20 protein-coding genes and 1 pseudogene are annotated in these 20,435 nt (G+C 37.3%); 2 read left to right on the top strand and 19 right to left on the bottom strand.

Features of this window, described 5'->3' with window-relative positions; all coding sequences use genetic code 11:
• Positions 1-272: 272 nt before the first annotated feature.
• The 16 genes from ORQ98_RS26730 to ORQ98_RS26655 form a co-directional block, all read right to left on the bottom strand.
• On the bottom strand, positions 273-803 hold the full coding sequence (locus tag ORQ98_RS26730; RefSeq protein WP_274691882.1) for a tetratricopeptide repeat protein: 531 nt from the start codon (positions 801-803) through the stop codon (positions 273-275).
• Positions 804-1,715 (bottom strand): RHS repeat domain-containing protein, encoded by a 912-nt coding sequence (locus tag ORQ98_RS26725; protein ID WP_274691881.1) that lies wholly within the window; start codon positions 1,713-1,715, stop codon positions 804-806. It abuts the gene before it with no gap.
• Positions 1,716-1,729: 14 nt separating this feature from the next.
• Positions 1,730-5,722 carry a hypothetical protein gene (locus ORQ98_RS26720; RefSeq protein WP_274691880.1) on the bottom strand — a complete coding sequence of 1,331 codons (3,993 nt, stop codon included), beginning with the start codon at positions 5,720-5,722 and terminating at the stop codon, positions 1,730-1,732.
• A gap of 173 nt (positions 5,723-5,895) precedes the next feature.
• Positions 5,896-6,237 (bottom strand): DUF5992 family protein, encoded by a 342-nt coding sequence (locus ORQ98_RS26715; protein ID WP_274691879.1) that lies wholly within the window; start codon positions 6,235-6,237, stop codon positions 5,896-5,898.
• A 977-nt stretch (positions 6,238-7,214) separates the two neighbouring features.
• A complete protein-coding gene (locus ORQ98_RS26710) occupies positions 7,215-7,874 on the bottom strand; it encodes a type II secretion system protein GspG (protein ID WP_274691878.1) in 660 nt (219 codons plus the stop codon).
• Positions 7,875-8,072: 198 nt separating this feature from the next.
• Positions 8,073-8,420, bottom strand: a complete 348-nt coding sequence (locus tag ORQ98_RS26705) for a hypothetical protein (RefSeq protein ID WP_274691877.1) — start codon at positions 8,418-8,420, stop codon at positions 8,073-8,075.
• Between the two features lie 443 nt (positions 8,421-8,863).
• Complete coding sequence (locus tag ORQ98_RS26700) at positions 8,864-9,865, bottom strand: tetratricopeptide repeat protein (protein ID WP_274691876.1); 1,002 nt, start codon at positions 9,863-9,865, stop codon at positions 8,864-8,866.
• Between the two features lie 392 nt (positions 9,866-10,257).
• Positions 10,258-10,572 (bottom strand): hypothetical protein, encoded by a 315-nt coding sequence (locus tag ORQ98_RS26695; RefSeq protein ID WP_274691875.1) that lies wholly within the window; start codon positions 10,570-10,572, stop codon positions 10,258-10,260.
• A 488-nt stretch (positions 10,573-11,060) separates the two neighbouring features.
• Positions 11,061-11,408 (bottom strand): hypothetical protein, encoded by a 348-nt coding sequence (locus tag ORQ98_RS26690; RefSeq protein ID WP_274691874.1) that lies wholly within the window; start codon positions 11,406-11,408, stop codon positions 11,061-11,063.
• Between the two features lie 85 nt (positions 11,409-11,493).
• Complete coding sequence (locus tag ORQ98_RS26685) at positions 11,494-12,015, bottom strand: SEL1-like repeat protein (protein ID WP_274691873.1); 522 nt, start codon at positions 12,013-12,015, stop codon at positions 11,494-11,496.
• A 241-nt stretch (positions 12,016-12,256) separates the two neighbouring features.
• On the bottom strand, positions 12,257-12,490 hold the full coding sequence (locus ORQ98_RS26680; protein WP_274691872.1) for a hypothetical protein: 234 nt from the start codon (positions 12,488-12,490) through the stop codon (positions 12,257-12,259).
• A gap of 133 nt (positions 12,491-12,623) precedes the next feature.
• Positions 12,624-13,484: a DUF2059 domain-containing protein gene (locus ORQ98_RS26675; RefSeq protein WP_274691871.1), complete on the bottom strand. Its 861-nt coding sequence runs from the start codon at positions 13,482-13,484 to the stop codon at positions 12,624-12,626.
• A gap of 63 nt (positions 13,485-13,547) precedes the next feature.
• A complete protein-coding gene (locus ORQ98_RS26670) occupies positions 13,548-14,069 on the bottom strand; it encodes a YcxB family protein (RefSeq protein WP_274691870.1) in 522 nt (173 codons plus the stop codon).
• 598 nt (positions 14,070-14,667) lie between these two features.
• Positions 14,668-15,399, bottom strand: coding sequence for a hypothetical protein (locus ORQ98_RS26665; protein WP_274691869.1), 732 nt, complete (start codon positions 15,397-15,399; stop codon positions 14,668-14,670).
• Between the two features lie 184 nt (positions 15,400-15,583).
• The gene (locus ORQ98_RS26660) at positions 15,584-15,850 is read right to left on the bottom strand and encodes a hypothetical protein (protein WP_274691868.1); all 267 of its coding nucleotides are present in this window, start codon (positions 15,848-15,850) and stop codon (positions 15,584-15,586) included.
• Positions 15,851-15,899: 49 nt separating this feature from the next.
• A complete protein-coding gene (locus tag ORQ98_RS26655; protein ID WP_274691867.1) occupies positions 15,900-16,313 on the bottom strand; it encodes a hypothetical protein in 414 nt (137 codons plus the stop codon).
• A gap of 304 nt (positions 16,314-16,617) precedes the next feature.
• Between ORQ98_RS26655 and ORQ98_RS26650 the strand changes: the two genes are divergently transcribed.
• The gene (locus tag ORQ98_RS26650; protein ID WP_274691866.1) at positions 16,618-17,214 is read left to right on the top strand and encodes a hypothetical protein; all 597 of its coding nucleotides are present in this window, start codon (positions 16,618-16,620) and stop codon (positions 17,212-17,214) included.
• A gap of 350 nt (positions 17,215-17,564) precedes the next feature.
• Positions 17,565-18,374, top strand: a complete 810-nt coding sequence (locus ORQ98_RS26645; protein WP_274691865.1) for a hypothetical protein — start codon at positions 17,565-17,567, stop codon at positions 18,372-18,374.
• Positions 18,375-18,581: 207 nt separating this feature from the next.
• Here ORQ98_RS26645 and tnpA read toward each other — a convergent pair.
• The 3 genes and pseudogenes from tnpA to ORQ98_RS26630 form a co-directional block, all read right to left on the bottom strand.
• A pseudogene (tnpA, locus tag ORQ98_RS26640) lies at positions 18,582-18,896 on the bottom strand (IS200/IS605 family transposase); the annotation flags it as partial.
• 33 nt (positions 18,897-18,929) lie between these two features.
• Positions 18,930-19,067, bottom strand: coding sequence for a hypothetical protein (locus ORQ98_RS26635; RefSeq protein WP_274691864.1), 138 nt, complete (start codon positions 19,065-19,067; stop codon positions 18,930-18,932).
• A gap of 79 nt (positions 19,068-19,146) precedes the next feature.
• Positions 19,147-20,139 carry a methyltransferase gene (locus ORQ98_RS26630; RefSeq protein WP_274691863.1) on the bottom strand — a complete coding sequence of 331 codons (993 nt, stop codon included), beginning with the start codon at positions 20,137-20,139 and terminating at the stop codon, positions 19,147-19,149.
• Between the last annotated feature and the right edge of the window lie 296 nt (positions 20,140-20,435).

Genomic DNA, 20,435 nt, shown 5'->3' with positions numbered 1-20,435 from the left:
ATAAAAATCCAGCCCCATATTTCAACAGCAAGGCTTTTAAAAGCGGCTAAAAAATCACCTTGAAAGGGCTGGTGTTAGGTGTCAAGGTGTTAGAGTGTGAAGGTTTGGTGAATACCTGAGCAAAGATAAGCACTATAATTACTCCCTATCTGTACCCATACTTTAAGACAATAACCGCCATATATAACTTATAAACATAAAAAATGTCCAATAATCAAGTGGTTATATTGGGCATCAACTAATTTGAAAAATAGATTTAAAGGATAACCTCGTTATTGATCACCCTTAAGATCGTTAAGCTCATCAATTAAGAGTTTACAGTCTAAGCTTTCAAATAAATTTGTAAAATCTATAATATCTTGGGGTATTTCATAATTTGAAGTGTCAACATAGCACTTTAGCTCTCCCTCTATAGCCTCTAAGGCTAAATCTATCGCTGCCCTCCTACTTACTTCAAATTGCTGTAATGCTTTTTTAGAGTCTCCATTAGCTACATAATTGAAATAACCTAGTTCAATAAAAGGATTAATTCTCTCAGATGACAATTTACATGCAACTTCAAAGCACTTACCAGCATACTCTAAAGATGGAACTTCTGCTTCTTCTGAGTCATCCATAACTTGAATTAATACTCCCAATACAGCCCAAATAATTGGGCTTTGATAGTTAGACTCTAAAAGATTTAAACAAACAGAATATGCTTTAGGATAGTCCTTATTCTCTCTAGCACTAGATAATTCTTTTAATTCATTTGAGAAGTCAGTTGCTTTCTTAATCAGTTTTTCAAGAGTATTATGAGCCATTTATACCTTCTCACCTAGCCGATGTTCTTCTCTAATTAATTTTTTCAAAAGATCAGCACCTTTAGAGTTCATTTTTAATAATTCATTATAGGTCTTACCTTCTAAATCTGTTGGATAACCTTCAACATTCTTAAACTTCCCTCTTATTAACTCAGAAGCTTTTTTACCTTGAATGTCTAGTATCTTTTTAACTCTTTTTTCAAGCTTTTCAGCTTTTTTAAAGGCATCACTTATTTGTTTTGGAACTCGCGCCGCATCGTACACATCACCCACCAAAGGAATAAACCCAATTGCAGTTTCTTGCCATGAATCCTCCAGCATTCCCTCTAGCTCATTTGCCTCCTTTGCAAAGCGCTTTCTAAATCTATCATTACCTATTTTTTTAATTTTTCCTTTTATCTGAGTTTCAACATAGTTATTTAGTGTACCTTTAGATACTTTTTTGGCCCCCATCTTTGTTAAGTAAGATAGAGGGCTATTCCCATCCGGATCAATGAACTTATAAGGGTTATTATTCCCATAGGCATACCGGTTAAAAGCAAAAGACGCCTCCGGCTCAACCCCAACCGGATCAATCGCCATAAACCGACCCAACACCGGGTCGTAATAGCGCGCTTGCATGTACACTAAGCCCAGATCACGGTCTTGCACATGGCCTGTAAAACCACGGCGGTTAGTCGCCGCTTTCGGGTCTTGGGTTAATTGCTCACCATAGGGGCTATAGTCTTCTCGCCATAACACATTGCCATTTTCATCCGTGGCAGCAACCGGGGTACCGGTATGGTCATTGTGGTAGTAGGTGGTGATTTCTACTGTATTAGCTGCACTGACGATTTGTGTCAGCATTAATAAGCAAGCCGCGAGGGCTACTTGCCAGGTTTTATTTGCCGTGTTTTTTATCAGGTTTTTCATGTCTTATTCCCCGATTATGTGTTCTGCAAAATGATCATGAATAGATTCAAATTAAATTTCGGATCAGAATCTTTGCCATCAGGGATGCCATCATTATCCGTATCACTGTCAGTAGGATCGGTGTCTGCTTGATACTCTTGCAGGTTGGTTAAACCATCTTGATCGGGGTCATTACTAGCATCGTTTACTAAGGGGTTTAAGCCTCGGTTAATTTCAAAGAAGTCATCAATACCGTCATTATCCGTATCTTTGGATTCAGGGTTAGTTTTATGGCGATATTCCTCACCATTGGATAGCCCATCACCATCGTTATCTGCTTGACCATCCGCAGGATCATTGGGTTTGTAGCCCCAGTGTTTTTCAACACAGTCAGGTAATAAATCGCCATCGGTATCTGTATCGCTACAGGTTTGTCGCTTAGCCACTTGTTGACCTGTCACATAGACATACTCCGTGATATTGCCTGTCACCGCATCTTCTTCATAAAACAGCTGGCCTGCTTGGTTGTACAGACTGTAGTAGGCATTACCGTTTTTATTAATGGTCGCTACCCGACGATTGTGGCCATCGTAGCGGAAGAAAAAGTCAGGGTCGTTTTGGCAGTTGTTATTTACCGTGTAACAGGCACTGGTGGTATTCACCCCGCTCCCGTCGTATTGGAAGGTTAAGTGGCCATTGGCTGCCACGCTTCCAAAAGGGTTATAGCTAAATTGATAGGCTTTGCTACCGGAAACACTGGCTAAGCGCCCTTGCCCATCGTATTGGTAGCTATAGCTTTTATTGCCTAATTGCTTACTGAGAATGTCATTGCGGTTGTTATAAGTAAATCGGGCAACTCCCCATTTACCATGGGCATTACCTAATCGATGGAGCCTGTCATAACCAAAACTACGGTTATTTAATCCATTAATGCCATCCAGAATTTTAGTGATATTCCCTACCCCATCGTATTCATAAGCCAGGTTTACAATGTTGTGGCCACTATAAACACGAATATTATTAATTCGCTGCCGGTTAGCTTCTTGTGAAATAGATAGGGTTTGTCCATTACCATAGCGTAAGCTGCTTAATTGACCATTGGCATGATAATTAAGACCACTTGCATAGCGGCCCGCTTTGGTTGCTCGACCTAACGCATCCGGTGCATAGTCAATTATTTCACCACTGGGATAAACCATCTGTGCTAAAACATCTTGGGTATCGTACACATAACCTGTGCGGAATAATTGTTTACCGGTCTTACTATGGATCGTGGCATCTTCTGCTATTAGGTTATTGTTTGCATCATATTGATAGGTCCATTTCACTTGATCATTAGCGACTTCCGTGACATTACCTAATGCATCATATTGGTAAGCCACATCCGGTTCAGTACCCGAGTTTGATGGGTAATATAGCCCTGTTAAGCGATACTGATTATCATAGCGATAGCGGTATGGACTACTGCTCCCAACTTGTTTTCTGACGATATTACCTACAGCATCGTAGGTATAAGCAGTCGTGCCCGTTTCAGGGTTATTTTCCGAAGCTAGAAACAATTTGCTGTCATATTGATAACGGCGGGTTAAGCCTCCCTGAGTAACCGAGGCAACCATCCCCAGCTTATTTCGGCTAATGGTGGTAACCACATTTTCTGGTGCTTGTACTTCCATTAACTGTTTATTATCAGGATGACCATATGAGCGATACACATAACTTGTTTTATAGCCGTTCGCATCAGTGACTTGCTTGGTATTCTTCTGGAAGCTAATGCTTTCTCTTGTGCCATCAGGGTAAACTTTCGCGGTTAAGCGCCCTAAGGCATCATAATAAAGGCGAGTAAACTTATTAGGCGTATTACTACCCGTTGGATAGCTAATCGATGTTTGGCGACCTAACACATCATAAGTGGCTGTTTGGGTTATTTGGCTGCCACTACCGGAAACCACTTGTCGGTAAGGTAAGCCCAACGCGTTGTAAGTTGTTTGTTGAGTAAAGCCGCCTCTCGTCACTGTTTTTAACAAGCCACTCCCAGTGTAGGTGTAACTGATTTTAACCAAGCTACTGGGCTTTTTAGGAGGAAAAACTTGTGTTAACCGATTTAATTTATCGTAACTAAATACTGTAGTATTGCCATTCGCATTGGTTTCTGTTGCGACTGTCCCCGTCGGATTTGTTGTTCGAGAAATACTGCTCCCATCAGGGTAAATCGTTTTTTGGGGAATACCGCGATAATAATTTTGGTATTGGGTAACTTTACCATTCGCATCCGTTTGGGTTGCTAAGTCACCATTTGAATAGGTGTATTTGGTGATCACACCATTTTTATTAACTTGAGAAACTAAGCCTTTATTCGTGTAGCTGTAACTCGATGATGCACCACCCTCGATTTGTTCGGATGCCATTAAGTGAATCATCCAGTGATTGGAGGGTTTAAAATAGGTGCGTTTAATAACCCGAGCATCCTCGCCACTTTCACGAATAGTGGCTGGATTACCAAATTGGTCGTGATTGCTATATGTTGTTGTATAACTGCGGCCATCACGCTTAATTACAGATTGAGTCAAAAGAGGAGTATAAGTATCTTCATCAACAATAGTACCTGGCTGCGTTTTTATAATCCTGACTTCATTTTGACTGGAAATATGCTGCTTATTCCAAGCATAAAACTCTTCTTGAATCAGCGATGATTTACAGCTACTACCATTTTTGCCAAAAACCTGCTTCCTAACTAAGTTACCAATTTGCCACAAACCACGGTTAACACCATTAGTACCTGTAGTAATAGTTTTTTGGCCAATATGATAGTACTTTTCACAGTGATAAGGCCCAATAACATGGGTCATATCTTGCTGGTCTTTTTGAGTAGTGTAACTATAAGTCCATTCTTTGCTACCAGAAATACCAGGTATTCTGACTTCTTTTCTAGTGACTACATGAGTTCCTATCTCTGAGAGTGAGCTCATATTAACTCGTGCATAATTGTAACTTGTTTGCATCCCAATAGGACTAGTCACCTTTTTTAAAGAATAACGTTCTGGGCCAGCTGCCTCAGTGTACTGATAGCTCCATTTGCTTCCATCAGGACGTTTAACTGATGACAAGAAATAAGCTGTACGATATTTATTGATTGGTGTAAATGGGTGAATGTAATTTACTTTCTGATAAGAAAAACTAATTCTTCTGCCATCATTTGTAAGAATATTATCAATTAAATTTTTACTACTATCATAGTTAAAAGTCAGTTTACGTCCATCATTTGTTTTTACTGAAAGCAATCGAATAACGGGGTGCGTACTTTTCTCAACACTATAATTAAACTCAATTTCATTACCGCTGGGATCAGCAATTTTGGTTACATAATAAGCCCCCTTGCCGTAAGGTAGTATACCCCATTGATTAAAGGTATACTCTTTTCCATCAGGAGAATAAACTAATAGCCCACCAACATTATTCTTATCTAAGCTTTTTGGTAAACACTTAGCGATCCAACGCTGCTTTGAAATAAACGCAAAGTCACTGGTATCACTGTTCACTAAAGTCTGACGTGATCCATCAGCAAGCTCAAGAACTGGGTTATTATCTGAATGCACAAACTTTGACTGACAACTAGCATTGTTGGAGCTTGACCAAAGTGTTGGAGTAATTTCTTTTGGAAGCCAAATCCGGCCAAAATGTAAGTCCCACCCTAATCCAAGAATAGTCCGCCCAAGATTACCAAACTGATAAACACTATTAGATACTTCAGTACCGGAGTAGCTTTGCTTGTTGTTATAATAGCGTTGAACCACTAAATCCAAACCACCTTGTCCAGGCATTACTAATTCTGTATATACTCGACGCAGCGTACCTGAAAAAGGGTCTATATATTCATTGGCATTATCTGAAATTTCCTGACGAAAAGCACCGTTACTAGGCTTATCATAATCAGATAGATTAGGACTTGAAAAGTCTTCTGCAATAGCAGCACCATTACTGAAAGCAACAGTGCTCAGTAATGCCAGAAACCAGCGATTGATAGGCAACACAACTACTCCTAATGTGTTTTTCTACATTGTCTAGGTATTAATGAGTTAAATACCTGAAATAAATAAGGCTTTTATCATTGAGTCATTGGAATGGCAACTTTAGCCTGACAGCTTCGGTTTTTTAGATACGGCTATTACCGACAAGACTTCAGTAACGACTATCAATAATCGATTTATTTTGTAATGACCATGTAGTTCAAATAGGGGCAGCTAGCTGACTGTGGATCGTTATGAATTTCTACTGTATAACCAGCTGCAAATGCTGCTAATGCCATTGAGTATGTTCTTTCAAAGCTGCCTTTGTCTGGAAAGTTCTTTTCATTAAATGCAACGTTATTATTATTACAAGGGTAATTTCCTGAACCTTCAACAAATATACCAAATGTACCTGGTTGACTAGTCATATTAGATACTTGGGTAATTTTACCCTTTACCATCACAGCTGCAAATGTATTAGCAGAAAATGATAAAGAAACTGCACCTAATACTATTCCTAATTTAGCAAATAACTTCATATGACTTTTTCCTAAAGGATACAAATATATTGAGCATCTGGAGACGTTGCTTGAAAAGCAGTTCACCATAGAAAAAACGCTCAGATTATAACCAACAAGTTTTGTGATGCATAGCCCAGTCATTAAAAATCTTTAAATTCAAAGCGAACTAGTTGCGTAACTAAGAAAAATATCTTTACTAAACCGATACTTCGGACAGTATTAGACTGTTGGTGAACTGAAACCTTGCAGAGTGTAACTGTTCTTTCATACTTTACTGTAACTTAGGCTACCTGGTAACTAGCAATAAATTACAACCCTTATGAAATACAGCCTCTAAGGTTGTGATGAAAGAGGTACAAAACCGTCCAAAGTACTGAACTAAATAAAACAAATTATACAACCAGCTACTATCACTGATATTTATTTTTCTAGTTGAGTGTTATCATTATCACTAATTATCCAAACCATCAATATTGCAGGGCTTTTTCTTCAATTAGCTCTACCCATCTCTTCATTTACTTGCTTTTTATTTCACTACTTTGCACTTTGTGAAATTTGCAGTTAAACGTTAGACACTATATACAACATGGCCTAGTGCTCGCTTCTTCCTAAAAGTTAGATTGCACAAAACTTTTATGACACAAAGCTCGTAGGGGGGAGGATGAGTGCTTTTTTCCGCTCCTCTGGATTCCGGGTCAGAATTTTTTCTCGCAATGACAGCGGATTAGGGACGAGTTCGAGACACCACTAATGCAGTTGGATAGATAGGAGTAAAAAGCAGACTAACGCCCTGTCAGGGGCTTAGCCATGATTGTGGGTTTAAGTGAGGTATTTAGGGGGTTAGAAGCTGGTCATTTCTGGTTTTGGGACAAGTTTTGAGGGGAGTTATGACAGTTTTTAGAGCATCACTTTAAGGTCAGTGTTCCGTTGTTTAACCGTGCCAGCTATAATTCATTACTTTGTAAAATGGATAACTCTACAAACAGGCTTAATTATTACAGCTTACTTGTTGTCCAGTTTGTATAGTGAATATCTTTTGAGGAACCACTCCCCCCTCTTTTTGCATCGCGACCAAGTGAGTATAACTCAAACCGATCGTTATACATCTCTAGCATGTATGCATTACCCCACGGGTCTTTTAAGATATCCTTAATGTATCCTTTCTCTAATAAGGTAAGCATAAAGGTATCCGTCTTTGGGTAACTCCCTATTTCTTTTTTATACTTTTCAATAGCTATAACTATTTGTTTCATATCTTCAGATACAAACTTAACAAACTTCATCATTAATATTGAATAGTAAACATCTCTTGCATATCTTTCCCCCCCTTTTTTTCCATCTTTCCCAAGTGAATATAAATCAAAGCTATCACCTTGAATATCTAACACATAATCATTACCCCAAGGGTCTTTAACTAAACGCTTTATGTACCCTTCTTTTTTAAGAAGATCCATAAAACTATTTGCTTCAGGGTAGCTGTCTTTTTTGTTTCGATATTTTTCAACAGCACCCCCTAGAGCAATTACATCGGAAGAAGCCAATGTAACCTTAGCGCTTTCGGGTCTCTCTCTCGAACAGCTTTGAATTAACGATAAAAATATAACGACAAATATAATTTGAATTTTCTTTTTTTGAGCTTGATGATCTTCTGCCATAAGGATACTCATAATCAGAGTCGACGACTTTACCATTTTTATAAGATTTTGTTGGCCCTCTAGTCAAACCACCAACATAACCTATGTCCGTGATGTTTCGCATCGTTCTCAATGCTTTGAGCAAACATGAGAAACCGAAACTTAATCCTAGTAAATTTTGCTGCTACAAAACAAATTATTTTTTTGAAATACTTAGCTCTATGATGGTGGCCATCCGTTCATAATACATACTATTATACCAACACTAAAAATAGCGATTGTCAGCCAATATCCCAAAACCATGGGTAATCTGAACAACTTGCAAAAATGAATGCCACCAGCGCTACCTGATGAAAGATATAGTTTATTTTGAAGGTATTTTATTGTTAGCCAAGCACTTAAAAGACTTTGATCACTCCAAATTGTAGGAGTTCCAGCATGATACCACTGATCTCTATGCCTCCGTTTTAAGACAATCAAGAATATCCATTGAATTATACTTGTAAGCAACATAGTAGATATTATTGTAACGATAGAGTAAGCAGTTGGATGATTTGGAATTTCCATGTGCATTCCTTACGTCGTTAGTAGTTACCGTTGAACTAGAATCATTACTTATCTAACCTTGCTAGGAAGTTAATGACTAAGGTTAAACTTCTAATTCAGGTTAAGAGGAGAATGCCCATATATAGTTTTATTTAGCGCATCTACAACAATCGCCAAATTGATATTTTCCATGCCCGTGTTGATAAGATTCATGTTGCTTTATATACATACTCAAAATCCCATATATACGTATCTAACTTCTGCATACTCGGAAGATAATACCTTATCGGTGTATGGCCAAATAATCCATTACTTCTGCCACCGTTGCTGTGATGTCAGTCATCGTCGGATTGAACGTAGCATCAAACTCATCTTCTGAAAGTTTTTTCATCATTTTTTTGACTGTGAATACTTGAACAGCCTACCTCATCAGACGTCGGGTTAATAACCTAAGCTTCAACTTGTTAACTTTTGTTGGAAAACGAGCGGGCTTCATTTAACTCGCCTTCAGGGCCAGCCCAACGCCAATGTATATCTTCAATTTTTTCACCTAAATAATCAAGATCATGCTTCAGTATCTTTTGATTTCTGACAACCCAAAACCAGGCACTTGTGTTGTAATGTGCAAATATACTCACCGCTGTTTCTTTATGGTTTTCCGAACCTAACGAGCGCATATATGCAGAAAGTGCCTTTGACTGTATTTCCTCTGATTGAATAAACGTATTCGCTTCATCCGGTTTATCTTGGAAAACATCAAGATACTTCCAATATTCGAGATATGCCTTAATTAATATTGCTGGTAATTCGATACCTGGCGGAGCATTTATCGATGCTCTCTCAGCAAAGGAAATCATTTCCTCGTTATCACCACCCCATTTTTCTGACAAAGCTATAACCCTATACATATGAGCAGCCCAGTTATATGGATCTCTTTCTATTGCCTGATCAAAGTAATAAGATCTAGTTTCATGGTCATCTGAATTCCAGGTGGACACAATAATAAGGTAAGCCCAAGGGGTAGGATCTGAAGGCATTAAATTTGCGCTTTTCATTAACACGCTATGCGCTTTCTCCAGCCTCTCAAAGAAAACTTTCCACCTCTCTTTACCAACTTGATTACCCATTCCATATCCCCTAGCAGCCCAAGACCACTGAACTAATCTTGCGCCATAACACAGAAAAGCATCAGCGGATTTAGGCTCTTTGCTTACCCATCGTTCCAGTATCTCTATGGGGTATAAGCGAGAGATACTTACAGAAAAAAAGTATCTTTCTTCGAATGATTTTGCCTCTGCTAGCTGCTTCTTGAGAAGGCTATAGTCATTAGTGTTTTTTAGAATATTGTAAGCTTTTATATTGCCATATGAGCACTGTCTTATAGAGTTTTCTTTTCTATTTTTCATGAAATAAAAAATGCTAATAAAGCAGGCTAGCACTACTACAACCAAAATTAAAAAAATCATTCCTATCTTACTGTATCCTGTTTGAGAATTTAACGCCGCAATTAGCAGCCAGAAATAGTTGGATAAACTTAGCGAAGAATTAGCAAAAAGCCAACTGTTTTTTGCAAACTACTGACCTTCATATTAGGGTTATTTTTCACCGACGCTTCATCACTTAATGCATCTTCTACATACTATTTTCTTGCATAGTTGCTATCTTCCCAGAAAAATGATAGGTGAGAAATCTTTGAAATACTTACTCAAACATCCCCTATATTCGGTGCTCTGAAAATATAATATTTAAGTCGGTGGTTAAATTGAGTCCAGTGGAATTAAATCCACTGCACAATCTCGTCATAATGTGGTTATAGTTTTGCGAAATCTATCATCATTTATTATGTGTTCACGCTTCATTATGACTTATGTACTGATCGGAAGCCGTAAGTAACCGTATTCGGTTTTTCTTTGAAAACTTCGTCAACTATTTTTAGTGTTTTTCTCTCCAGCTCACCCACAGTGAGTTGTTTTAAAGACCATTGAGGATATATTATAGTAACAGTATTTAATCTTCCATTATGAATATTCCATCCTACAAATGCTTCAACACCAAGTTCTTTCAAACTCAGCTCATTAAATTCATCCTGTTTTGCCGTCATTTCCTCAAATGATTCAATTGGGTTACAGCCGAATAGGCTCAAGGCTAATATAAGTAAAAATAACTTTTTCATAAACTACTCCTATCTCTACATAAAAAATCGTAATAAAAGGCAAGCATTAGCGAATCCAGCTATCTGTTTTCATGGGCGATTTTTAAATAAATCTCAAGGCTTCGTAGTAAGCCCAACTTACTGAGGAAGGATATATCGTGGCCATTGAACCCAAAAAAATTTGTAAGCCTCAAGGCAAATATATCATTTGCTTGCATGTAAGACGAAATCTCATCCCCCCACTCTTCTTTGAGGATAAGGACGTTACCTACTCCATCTTCATCTTGCCTAATTTCGAAGTGACTCATAAGCTCTCGTTGACGCATAATGCTTAAGTGACCAACCCAAATGCTTTTTTGTTGTGATAAAGTGGTGCATAGCGGAGTGTACAACAAAAAAACAGCCGGTTTGAGTACGGTGGACTGTTTTGTTAACCGCCAGTTAGCTACTTGGGTAATTCAGTTAACTTTACTTCTTTACCGCAAAAATTAACATCCCAGTTAGGGACTTTAGCACATAGTTATGTTTTGCTTTTTCACTACACTATCAAAGTACCCTTGTATTTGCTCTTTTGTGAGTTTTAGCGCTTCACAGTGTACAGAGTCCTTGGCGGTGCTGGTCTGCTCGTAACCAACAAAATGATAACAGCCGCCTGCAATATTTTTACCCCTAACTTCCTCAGTACACTTAGCCACAGCCTTATAATAAAAATATGCCCTTACAGAAGCAACACAGGCCTGATAGCTTTCATTAGCTTCTTGATATACTTTGGACCTAACCTGCTGATATTCTTCAGTTAACTCGCACGCGAAACTATTACTGGATAATAGAGTTAGCAGTATTGCGATAATTTTCATAGAAACATGACTCCGAATTCAGAGGAAAACAAACCAGAAGCAAGCTGAGGCTTGGCTTTCTATTGAAGCAATTTGTTATAGATTTTCATTGAATACTTGCACGGTATTTTTTTACTAACTCAAAGATTTCTTTTTGGCCTTCTGATTTATTTTCAATACCGTTATAAATAAAGTATGCTTTTTCACAATGTTTCTTTGCCTTTGCTACGTCAAAAGTAGGTTCATCAGAGTCTGCATATGCATGACAAAGGTGATATTCCGATTCATATTGTCCTAAAGTAATTGCTTTTTCCCAAAACTTTATAGCTAATTTTTTATCAGTATTTACACCATATCCAAAAAATTTTAGGTAGCCTAGATTGTTCAATGCATCAACCTGAAGGTTATTGTAATCTGGGTTAACTTCTTCTAACACAGACAGCTTTTCCCATGATGCAGCTGCACCTTCGTAATCTTTGTTTCGGTAATGGCAGGTACCTGTGTAGAACAGTTTTTGAGCTATGTCAGCCTTGCTAGTCAGTCCAACTGCTTCAAGCGAGCAATTTTCCTTCCCTGAGACAATAGTGGATAGAGCACAACAAAAGAACAAAATCAAAATATTATTCATAACTTCTTAACTTCATTGATACATAATGTCTTAAGCAGTAACACCAAAGTATTAGCTTGCAGCTGGGCTAATCTATTAGGAATACTGTAATATCTAGATAATACGATATAGCACAAGTTCACAACCTTACTCTTTGTGTCAAACTTATCCTTATTTATCAGGTGAGAGCGAATACTCAAAACATCCAAATTAATTTCACTTATGTATTATTAAACCTAGAAACAACTTGCGATTGGCATATTTAGTCAACATATTCAATGAAACCCCATGGAATTTCATTTTTAAAAATCTTAATACACTCTTCCATTAATTCTAGGGAAATTGTTTCTTTAAACACTTTAACAGTTCTAGTTCTGTCGGTGTCATCTCGAAATATCTCAACGAATAACTCGTTGTCCCTATAGACTTCGACTCCAATACCATCCCGAGGATTTACATCACTGGCAACAATCACTCTATCTTTAAGTTGAGTCATCAAATCTCCTTTGATATATAATGTCAAACTTTACGGAAACCTAAAATATATAGATTTCCGTAAGAGCTTTTATTACTTTGATTTCTAATTAGTTTTGCGATTTTACTTCCAGCTTCGTTGGGCATTGTACAAATTACTGCTGTACTTTATTTTGACTCCCGTTTTTTTCTTTTAATTTAACTATTTGAGCCATTGAAGCTGCCCAGTTTGTAATAGATAACTCTAATCCTTGCTTCATGCTGTCTTTAATAATTTTATTAAATTTCATCGTAACTGGAGCATTTAGAAATGCCTCATATTTTTTTAGTTTTTCCACTCCTATATCTCTGTAAGAATATACATAAGAGATAATTACCATTTTTTCTGCTGTAGTACGCATTTGCTCCTTTAATGCAGCCATTTGAGCTTTAAATGGTTCAATATCTAATGCTGTATCTGGCTGCATCGCTGTCATGATTGCTGAGTATACAGCTAGATTACTGTATAATTGGAAATCTAAGGTCATGTCTGTTGCACCCAGCAACTTATCAAGCCGTTTAGCAAACTCAACTCGATCAGTATTTTCCATCAGAGAACCTGAAGCAGCCATCATTTTCTGAAATTCCTCAGGTGTGGATGCACTTTCTTCAGCCTTTGTAATTTCTTTCCCTAGATCAGACTCATACCAGCTTAGTAACTGCTGAGCATCAGTTTCATTAAGGGATTGCATTAATGCAATTCGTATTTTCTCAACTATTTCTGTAGATGCAATTGTTTTATCTACACTCGAAAGTATTAACTTATATTCAGAATCAGGGATGGATGTACCCTGGTCTTGTTGTCTGGCCTGTGCCATTCCTGCTTTGACTAACCCAGGAAATTGTTCTACCTGTTTTGTTAAGCCTGATAAAATCAAAATTTTATCGAGAGACTCACCGGTAACATCGGAATAACTAATCGACGATATCCAAAAAGATATGATTAGTAATAGTAATTTTGATTGATAATGATTCATTGATACTCCAATTAGTGTTGTAAAACTAATACTAAATATAATAGGTAGACTTTTTATAGGTGATTAAATAACAGGTTTACTCTGTGCGTTTCGCCAATACTCTGCTGCCAATGAAGCGAACTCATTAAACTCATCAACAGAATCAAAGCTATGTTTTGGCACTATATGAAATAGATAGCCCGTTATTTGGAATAGCAAATAAGGCCCAACTATTTGAACTTTAGTTATACCATCCCACTTACTAAGACTTTCATTTACAACTGTTTTTTCATAAAGCCCTTTAGAGGATAGTGAGTATTCATGCTTACCTAGAACTCCTTTTTTGGAAGATGACATAAGTAAAATAGATACAGTAGAAATAATCACACCACAGAGTGTGCCAAACAAGCCACCACCAACAGCGCTAGGTACCGTAACCTTCCAAACACTTAGAGAATTTAAGAAACCATATTTCCAGCAAAAATAGGCAAACACAAAAAGAGTGAGAACCAATACTGTCATATAGGTTGACTTCAATCTAGGAATAACAGCTAGATTGAAACGGATTAAGTCTAGCCTCTTAATATCAGTAGTTACTGCCTTCATATTTCTCCTTGCTCGTTACACATAACCTCAAAAGCGCTTCACAATGATGTAACGTGACCGAGCACATTTTAACCAAACCACCTTTTTATTACAAAACAAAGTCAGCCAATAGCTACTGAATGGCTATTCTCAATCCAAGATGACTAAGTTTTAAACAGATCAAGCTTATCAAATGACCTCCATTGATAGGCATTGCACAACTTTTCACTCCATTGCACTTCCTTTCACTTTTTTGCATTTTGTGAAATTAGCAGTTAACACCTAGCCACCATATACAGTGGGGCCTAGAGCCATGTCACTGCGTCCCTTTCAATTGCACAAAATACTTATGACGCAAAACCCGCAGGGGGGAGGATGAGTGCTTTTTTCCGCTCCTCTGGATTCCAGGTCAGATTTTTTTCTCGCAACAACAGCCAATTAGGGACGAGTTCGAAACACCACTAGTTGGATAGATAGGAGTAAAAAGCGTACTAACTCCCTGTCAGGGGCTTAGGGGTGATTACGGTTGAAGTTAGGTATTTAGAGGGGTATTAGGCTGGCCGTTTCCGGTTTTGGGACCAATTTTGAGGAGAATTATGACAGTTTAGAGGATATGGTTTTACTTTGGTGGTTTTGTATTCAATCGGGATAGTGTGTTCTGTGTGCAGTTCAGAAAGTAAGTCCTCTCAAACGGCGAAGTAAATACATGATTGTTAGAAGTAAGTTTTACTGCTTGAGCCTGCTTCATAAAATCAGCAACAAGTAAGAGCCAACATTGCTTACATTTATTTAAGTAGCTATCAAGCTTTGGTTTCTTTTTATTAATCGCTTCCTGCATGAAGTCTGGCGAATCTTTCACTGGCCCCACTGCGTTTCCCACTGCCCAATTGTGTTTTTTTACATGCTGACGACTGATAAGAATTTCATCTACTATTTGTGGAAATTCAAACTTGTAATTAAGTCCATGAGTAATAATTACAAAGTCACCCTTCTCAGGCAATTGATCTTTAACCAGCTCTGCAATTGAGGAAGCAATTGAATCACGATTCATTTTGTTAATTGCTTTTCCGGTAAAACCTATCCTCACCATTACAGGAATCATGCCTAAATTCTCACTATGCTTTTGTGCCTCAGCAACAACATAAGCTGCATAGTTATCGAAACTAGCCATAATTTTATCTGGTTTGAACAACTGTCTATGTTCAACACCTATAACCCCGTCAGGAGTAGTGATAAGAAAGTCAGGTTTGTCTGTGTGCGTAAAACTATCCTTACCAACAACCAGCTCTACATCCGTTGCTAACGCTAAAAATTGTTCAAAATGTTGAGCTTCAATATCTCGTTTATTCATAACAATAAATTATTTTTTTTTTAAGGAGTTAAACGATTTATTATAAGTAACAAAGCTCTATAAAAAACTTTTGCTACACTACAGAAAGAACCCAACATACACCTTATTTAAAATATATCAATGGCATATGCAGGGAGTTATGAGTTTTTATTCAAACAAGCATTTAAAATTCTCACACAAACAACTACAACATAACCTTTAAGTCAATATTCTGTTGATTAACACTACCCGCCTGCTGTATCAGACTAGGCTTATTGGTAGACCCTGCAGGCGTATGCCCATGGATCGATAAATCTAAAAAAGCCTGCTCAACCACTGTCATAAATTCCGATAATAATTGCAGCACATTGTCACTTTCATTTCCCAGCCAGACTTTACCGCCGTCTTTCACCTGGGTAATTTGTTTCAGTTTGGCTAGGCTGTGTTTAATGCCGTTAATGTGCTCCTGCATATCGTTACCTACAACAGTATGGCTATCGTTGCCGATAGCTACCTTTAAATTATCTATTGCTGCTAATTCTGCTGTGCCACCTGAGTGTAGTTTTATAGCTCATCGCCCCGATAGCTTTGGTGCCGCCAATGATTTCGGTGCTATGTTCGACGACTGTGGTTTGACTGGTTTGGGCCTGGGTTTCCTGGTGAACAGTTTCCAACTGATAATTTAAGCATTCATCCTTGATACTACTGTCTGTGGTGCGTTCCCAAGTGCCTAACTCTGGTAAGCCGTATAAGCCCTTTTCCTTGCCGGGTACCATGACGCTGGGTAATATCGGTAGTTTTTTATCAGGCTTGCCTTGTGCGTTTAATACTTCGATATCCACCGCATAATAGGGCCTAAAATCATCACAGAGGCTGCCTTGCTCGGGTAGGTCAGTCACTATCTCCAGTCTAATTTTGCTGATGATAGCAAACAATCCACTTTACCTTAGGTCCTGATACAGAAAGGGATAACAGGCAAATTAAGCTTTCCAAATAACTAGCAGCAAGCATAAAATTTACATTACTATGACAACTATAATATTGACTAGTATATTATGTGCTATTTAGGGTAACTCCTTGTAAAGAAGCAACATAGCTTGGAGGACTTTTTGCGGATTCACAATAGCCATATCATAGAAGATGTACTTTCTTGCAAGGTTGTCGAACAGCCTAGCCGATGATGATTTAATATTTTATACCTAAATTTTATTATTTAAACAATAAAGGTACTTTAGATAAATGAAATCATTCAAGTTAATATTTCTAATAGTTGCATATTTTTTATCAGCAAAAACTCTCGCATATGAATACAGCTGTATAGATACAAGAGCAAGAATTACTGAGTACAATTATGAAAGATATCTAACTGGGGTCAGCAGTGTAAATAAGCATGTAAGCTGTAGAATTGAGATATTTAATTTTTTATATAAAAATAAAGCCATTCTAAAAGAAATAGCAGGAACTGATAGAATAACAGAACTAGAAATATTCAATGGTCTTGTTGATGGTTTCATTAGTATAAAAGTTGCTTTATCAGTACCATATGACAATAAAGTATATTTTGATTCCAGCCTTGCAGTATCTAGGATAAACAGCTTACTTAATTATAAAAATGATGAAGAGCATAGAAAAATATTTTTTAAACTTATGAGGACAGTAGAGCATGAAGCTACACATGATGACCTTGCTGGATTATACTTTGCAAAAGCTGACCTTATAAGTTTAAAGATGCATCTTACTGGCCAATATGGTAATAACAGTGATCATATTGACTTAATTCAAACAAGAAGAATTTTAGATACCTTTGATAGAAAGATTAGCTTTTTAAAAAATTAACCAATTACCAAGATCAAATCAGAGTCTTTTCGTTACATTTTGCTCAGGTATCGAGACACACCCGAAGAGGAATACGGAAACTAGAAAAAATTAACCTACACACAATTATCAAGGTGATACAATTTAACTGCCTGAGCTTTATATATAAAATTATTATTTAACATAAACTCTATAAAACCTTTAATACTAGTTTGGGACAATAATTATCCAGTGGTAAATGCTTCATGAGTGGTATCTTGCAGCTCAGGAAGGGACGTTTAGAGTAAATAAGTTTTTATACTTATTGCGGTGTTTAATCAAACTATGATAAAAGCCTGTTTTGACTTAATTTAACTACCTAGAGAAAACATATGTATTATAATAAATTGAGTGCTATGTTAACTGTGTTTTTAACAAGTCAAACTGTAGCCAATCAAGTTGAAATTTATACCTATAATAACTATATTGGTGAGCGAACAGCAGTCAGTCTTGAGCTTGAAAACAGTAAACCTACTCCCGTAGAAATTACCATCAAGCAGCTTACATCAAAAAGCAGCCAAACTGATAATACCTATAAGATACAATATCCAGCCATTTTCCATTCGAGTTTAGAGGTTAAAAAGCTAGACCATTGTGATGATAACTTTGAGTTTACCCTAGATAAAAAGCCTCTCAGAATTCAAACTCATACGTTCAGTATAGAAACCAACCGGGTAACTCAATATGACTGCCCTGCTTATAATATAGAAATTACAGGTAATCAATTAGTAGGCAGCAAATATATGCCTGTTTACAGGCTGTCCAATTCATTTACTCGGGAAGGAGTTATATTTGAAAAGAACGGAATTGACCCTTACTCCTATGAACAGCTATACAATGTGGTAGGTAATAATAAAAACCAAGGTTTTTGTGCCAGTAATATTGCACCAGCTATGGAAATTACTGCTGGTAAGCCTCGTTTAGAGGATGAAACGCTTATTAAAATTCAGCCTTCGATAGTGATAAAACTAGAAGATAATTACTGTATTTCACTTAAGAATAATAAATTTGTTTTTAAAGAATACTACTATAGCACGCCTGATGCTCCCATCAACTCGACTAAAATATTAGAAAACTCTGAAAACCGGGTAAAAAATGAAGTAAAAAAACTATTATCATATTATGGGATAGAACAGCAGTAGCTACCCTAGATCTTGAAGATGAAATACTCAGTAGGCTTTCTACATTATTATTAGGGGTTTGAAGTCCAACCGAACGAAAACGTACGCTAAAGGATTTTACACCTAAATTTATGGCATAATTGAGTCGCAGAGCGGGAGGCTTGACAGCTATGAGCAGCCCCAAGGGCTGCCAATGTTAAAGTTCAGTATTTAAAATTAGCTTCTGTGTTAAAAATCACCCTCTTCATCCATGCCTTTTCCATCCAGTTGCTCTTGGTTTCGAATATACTTTCTAATCTGCTCTTCTTCGAATTCAACCGTTGAAATCGCATAACCTCTTGCCCATAACAACTCCCCATTGAAGTTTCTTTTTCTTCCACTAAATTGCCTTGCAATTGCTATGGCACTTTTACCTTTTAAATACCCTACTATTTCTGATACAGCATATTTTGGCGGTATCGCAATCAGCATATGAACATGGTCCTGCACCATATGCCCTTCCAAAATCCTACAACGTTTTTGACCTGCTAACTCATGAAATAATGGGTAATAAATAGGTTGATCTAACTAACATAGTCAAAGCATCGTTTTCAAGTCAGTATTCTGCTGATTCACTGAGCCAGCCTGTTGTATCAGGCTAGGCTTATTGGTAGGCCCTGCAGGCGTATGACCATGGGTCGATAAATCTAAAAAAGCCTGCTCAGCCACTGTCATAAATTCCGATAATAATTGCAGTACATTGTCACTTTCATTTCCCAGCCAGACGTTACACCGTCATTTACCTGAGTAGATACTATATTGGTTGAAATTCAATTATATTCATTTCTGTGGGAAGAGGTATGACTTGGCATAATTTAAACCCTGCCTTAATACCCATATTTTCAAACTGTTGTATTGACCTTTCGCGACCACCATTCATCATTACAAGCATATTTAAATCTTGATATTTTGCTGTAGATAAAGTTGAGTCTTTATTTACAAGAAGCTCTATAACTAAAAGTTTTGCATGCTTTGGCATTCGTTCTCTTAGTAAACTCAGAATTTGGTGGCAACGCTCATCGTCCCAATCATGAAGGATATGTCGTAGGATATACAAATCAGAAATTACAGGGATGTCGGATAGAAAGTCCCCAGCTACTACCTCAAATTGGTTGGTTATATTCGGAGAAAAAGTATTCTGAACTACATGTGGTTGGTCAAATAATATTCCCTTAATTTTAGGGTTGTCGTTAATAATGAAGCTGAGTAACTTTCCACTTCCTCCTCCAATATCAGCGACTGTATTAAATTTAGAAAAATCATAATACTTTTGTATAACATTTGCATCTGCTGTTGCTAAGTCATCCATGGTTTTGTTAAAAGTTGAAGCAGTTTCAGGATCACTTTTCATATATTCAAATGCATCAACACCAAAAGCAGATTTTGTAGCAGGTTCTCCGGTTCGAATACTATGTTCAAGGTTTCTCCAGCTTTCCCAGTAAAGCTGAGACCCATGGCCTTGACAATAACTATTAATTGATGACTCGCTTGTTTTTTTTAATACCTCTGAAAGACTATTATTTCTAAATTTCCTGTTATCTTCTTCTACGAAAATATCCTGTGATGATAGAAAATGCATCATCCGGTACAATGAATTTTCGTTACAACGTGTTAAATCTGCAAGCTCTTCAATTGAGCAAATACTATTACCAATGTGATCGGCTAGCTCTAGTTTACACACAACTGAAAGACAACTCGTCGTGAAATAGCCATACACCTTATGCATCATGATTTGTCTAGGTGTCACTTACTTACTCCATGTGTTTGATAATAAAGGTCAGTGAACTTATTTTCTGATAGCTTATTATAAATAGATATTGTATGTGAAGAGCACACTTAGACTGTGTAGGTTAATTATTTTTCTAGTTTCCGCATGCTCTACCGAGGCGACACGATGTGCTTAAAACCTGTTACTGAGGTCTGACCATTAAAAGCGTTGGACTGTGTAACCTCAGTGAGCGTGTGCAAGTGCGACATGAAGTCGCATAAAGTCGTTGTTCTCCGACTTACGAGAGAACCATCTGTATCACCAGATGACCCTAG

This window comes from Spartinivicinus poritis, from assembly GCF_028858535.1.
GTDB classification, from domain to species: Bacteria; Pseudomonadota; Gammaproteobacteria; order Pseudomonadales; family Zooshikellaceae; genus Spartinivicinus; species Spartinivicinus poritis.
This window is presented reverse-complemented; position numbering and strand designations above follow the sequence as displayed.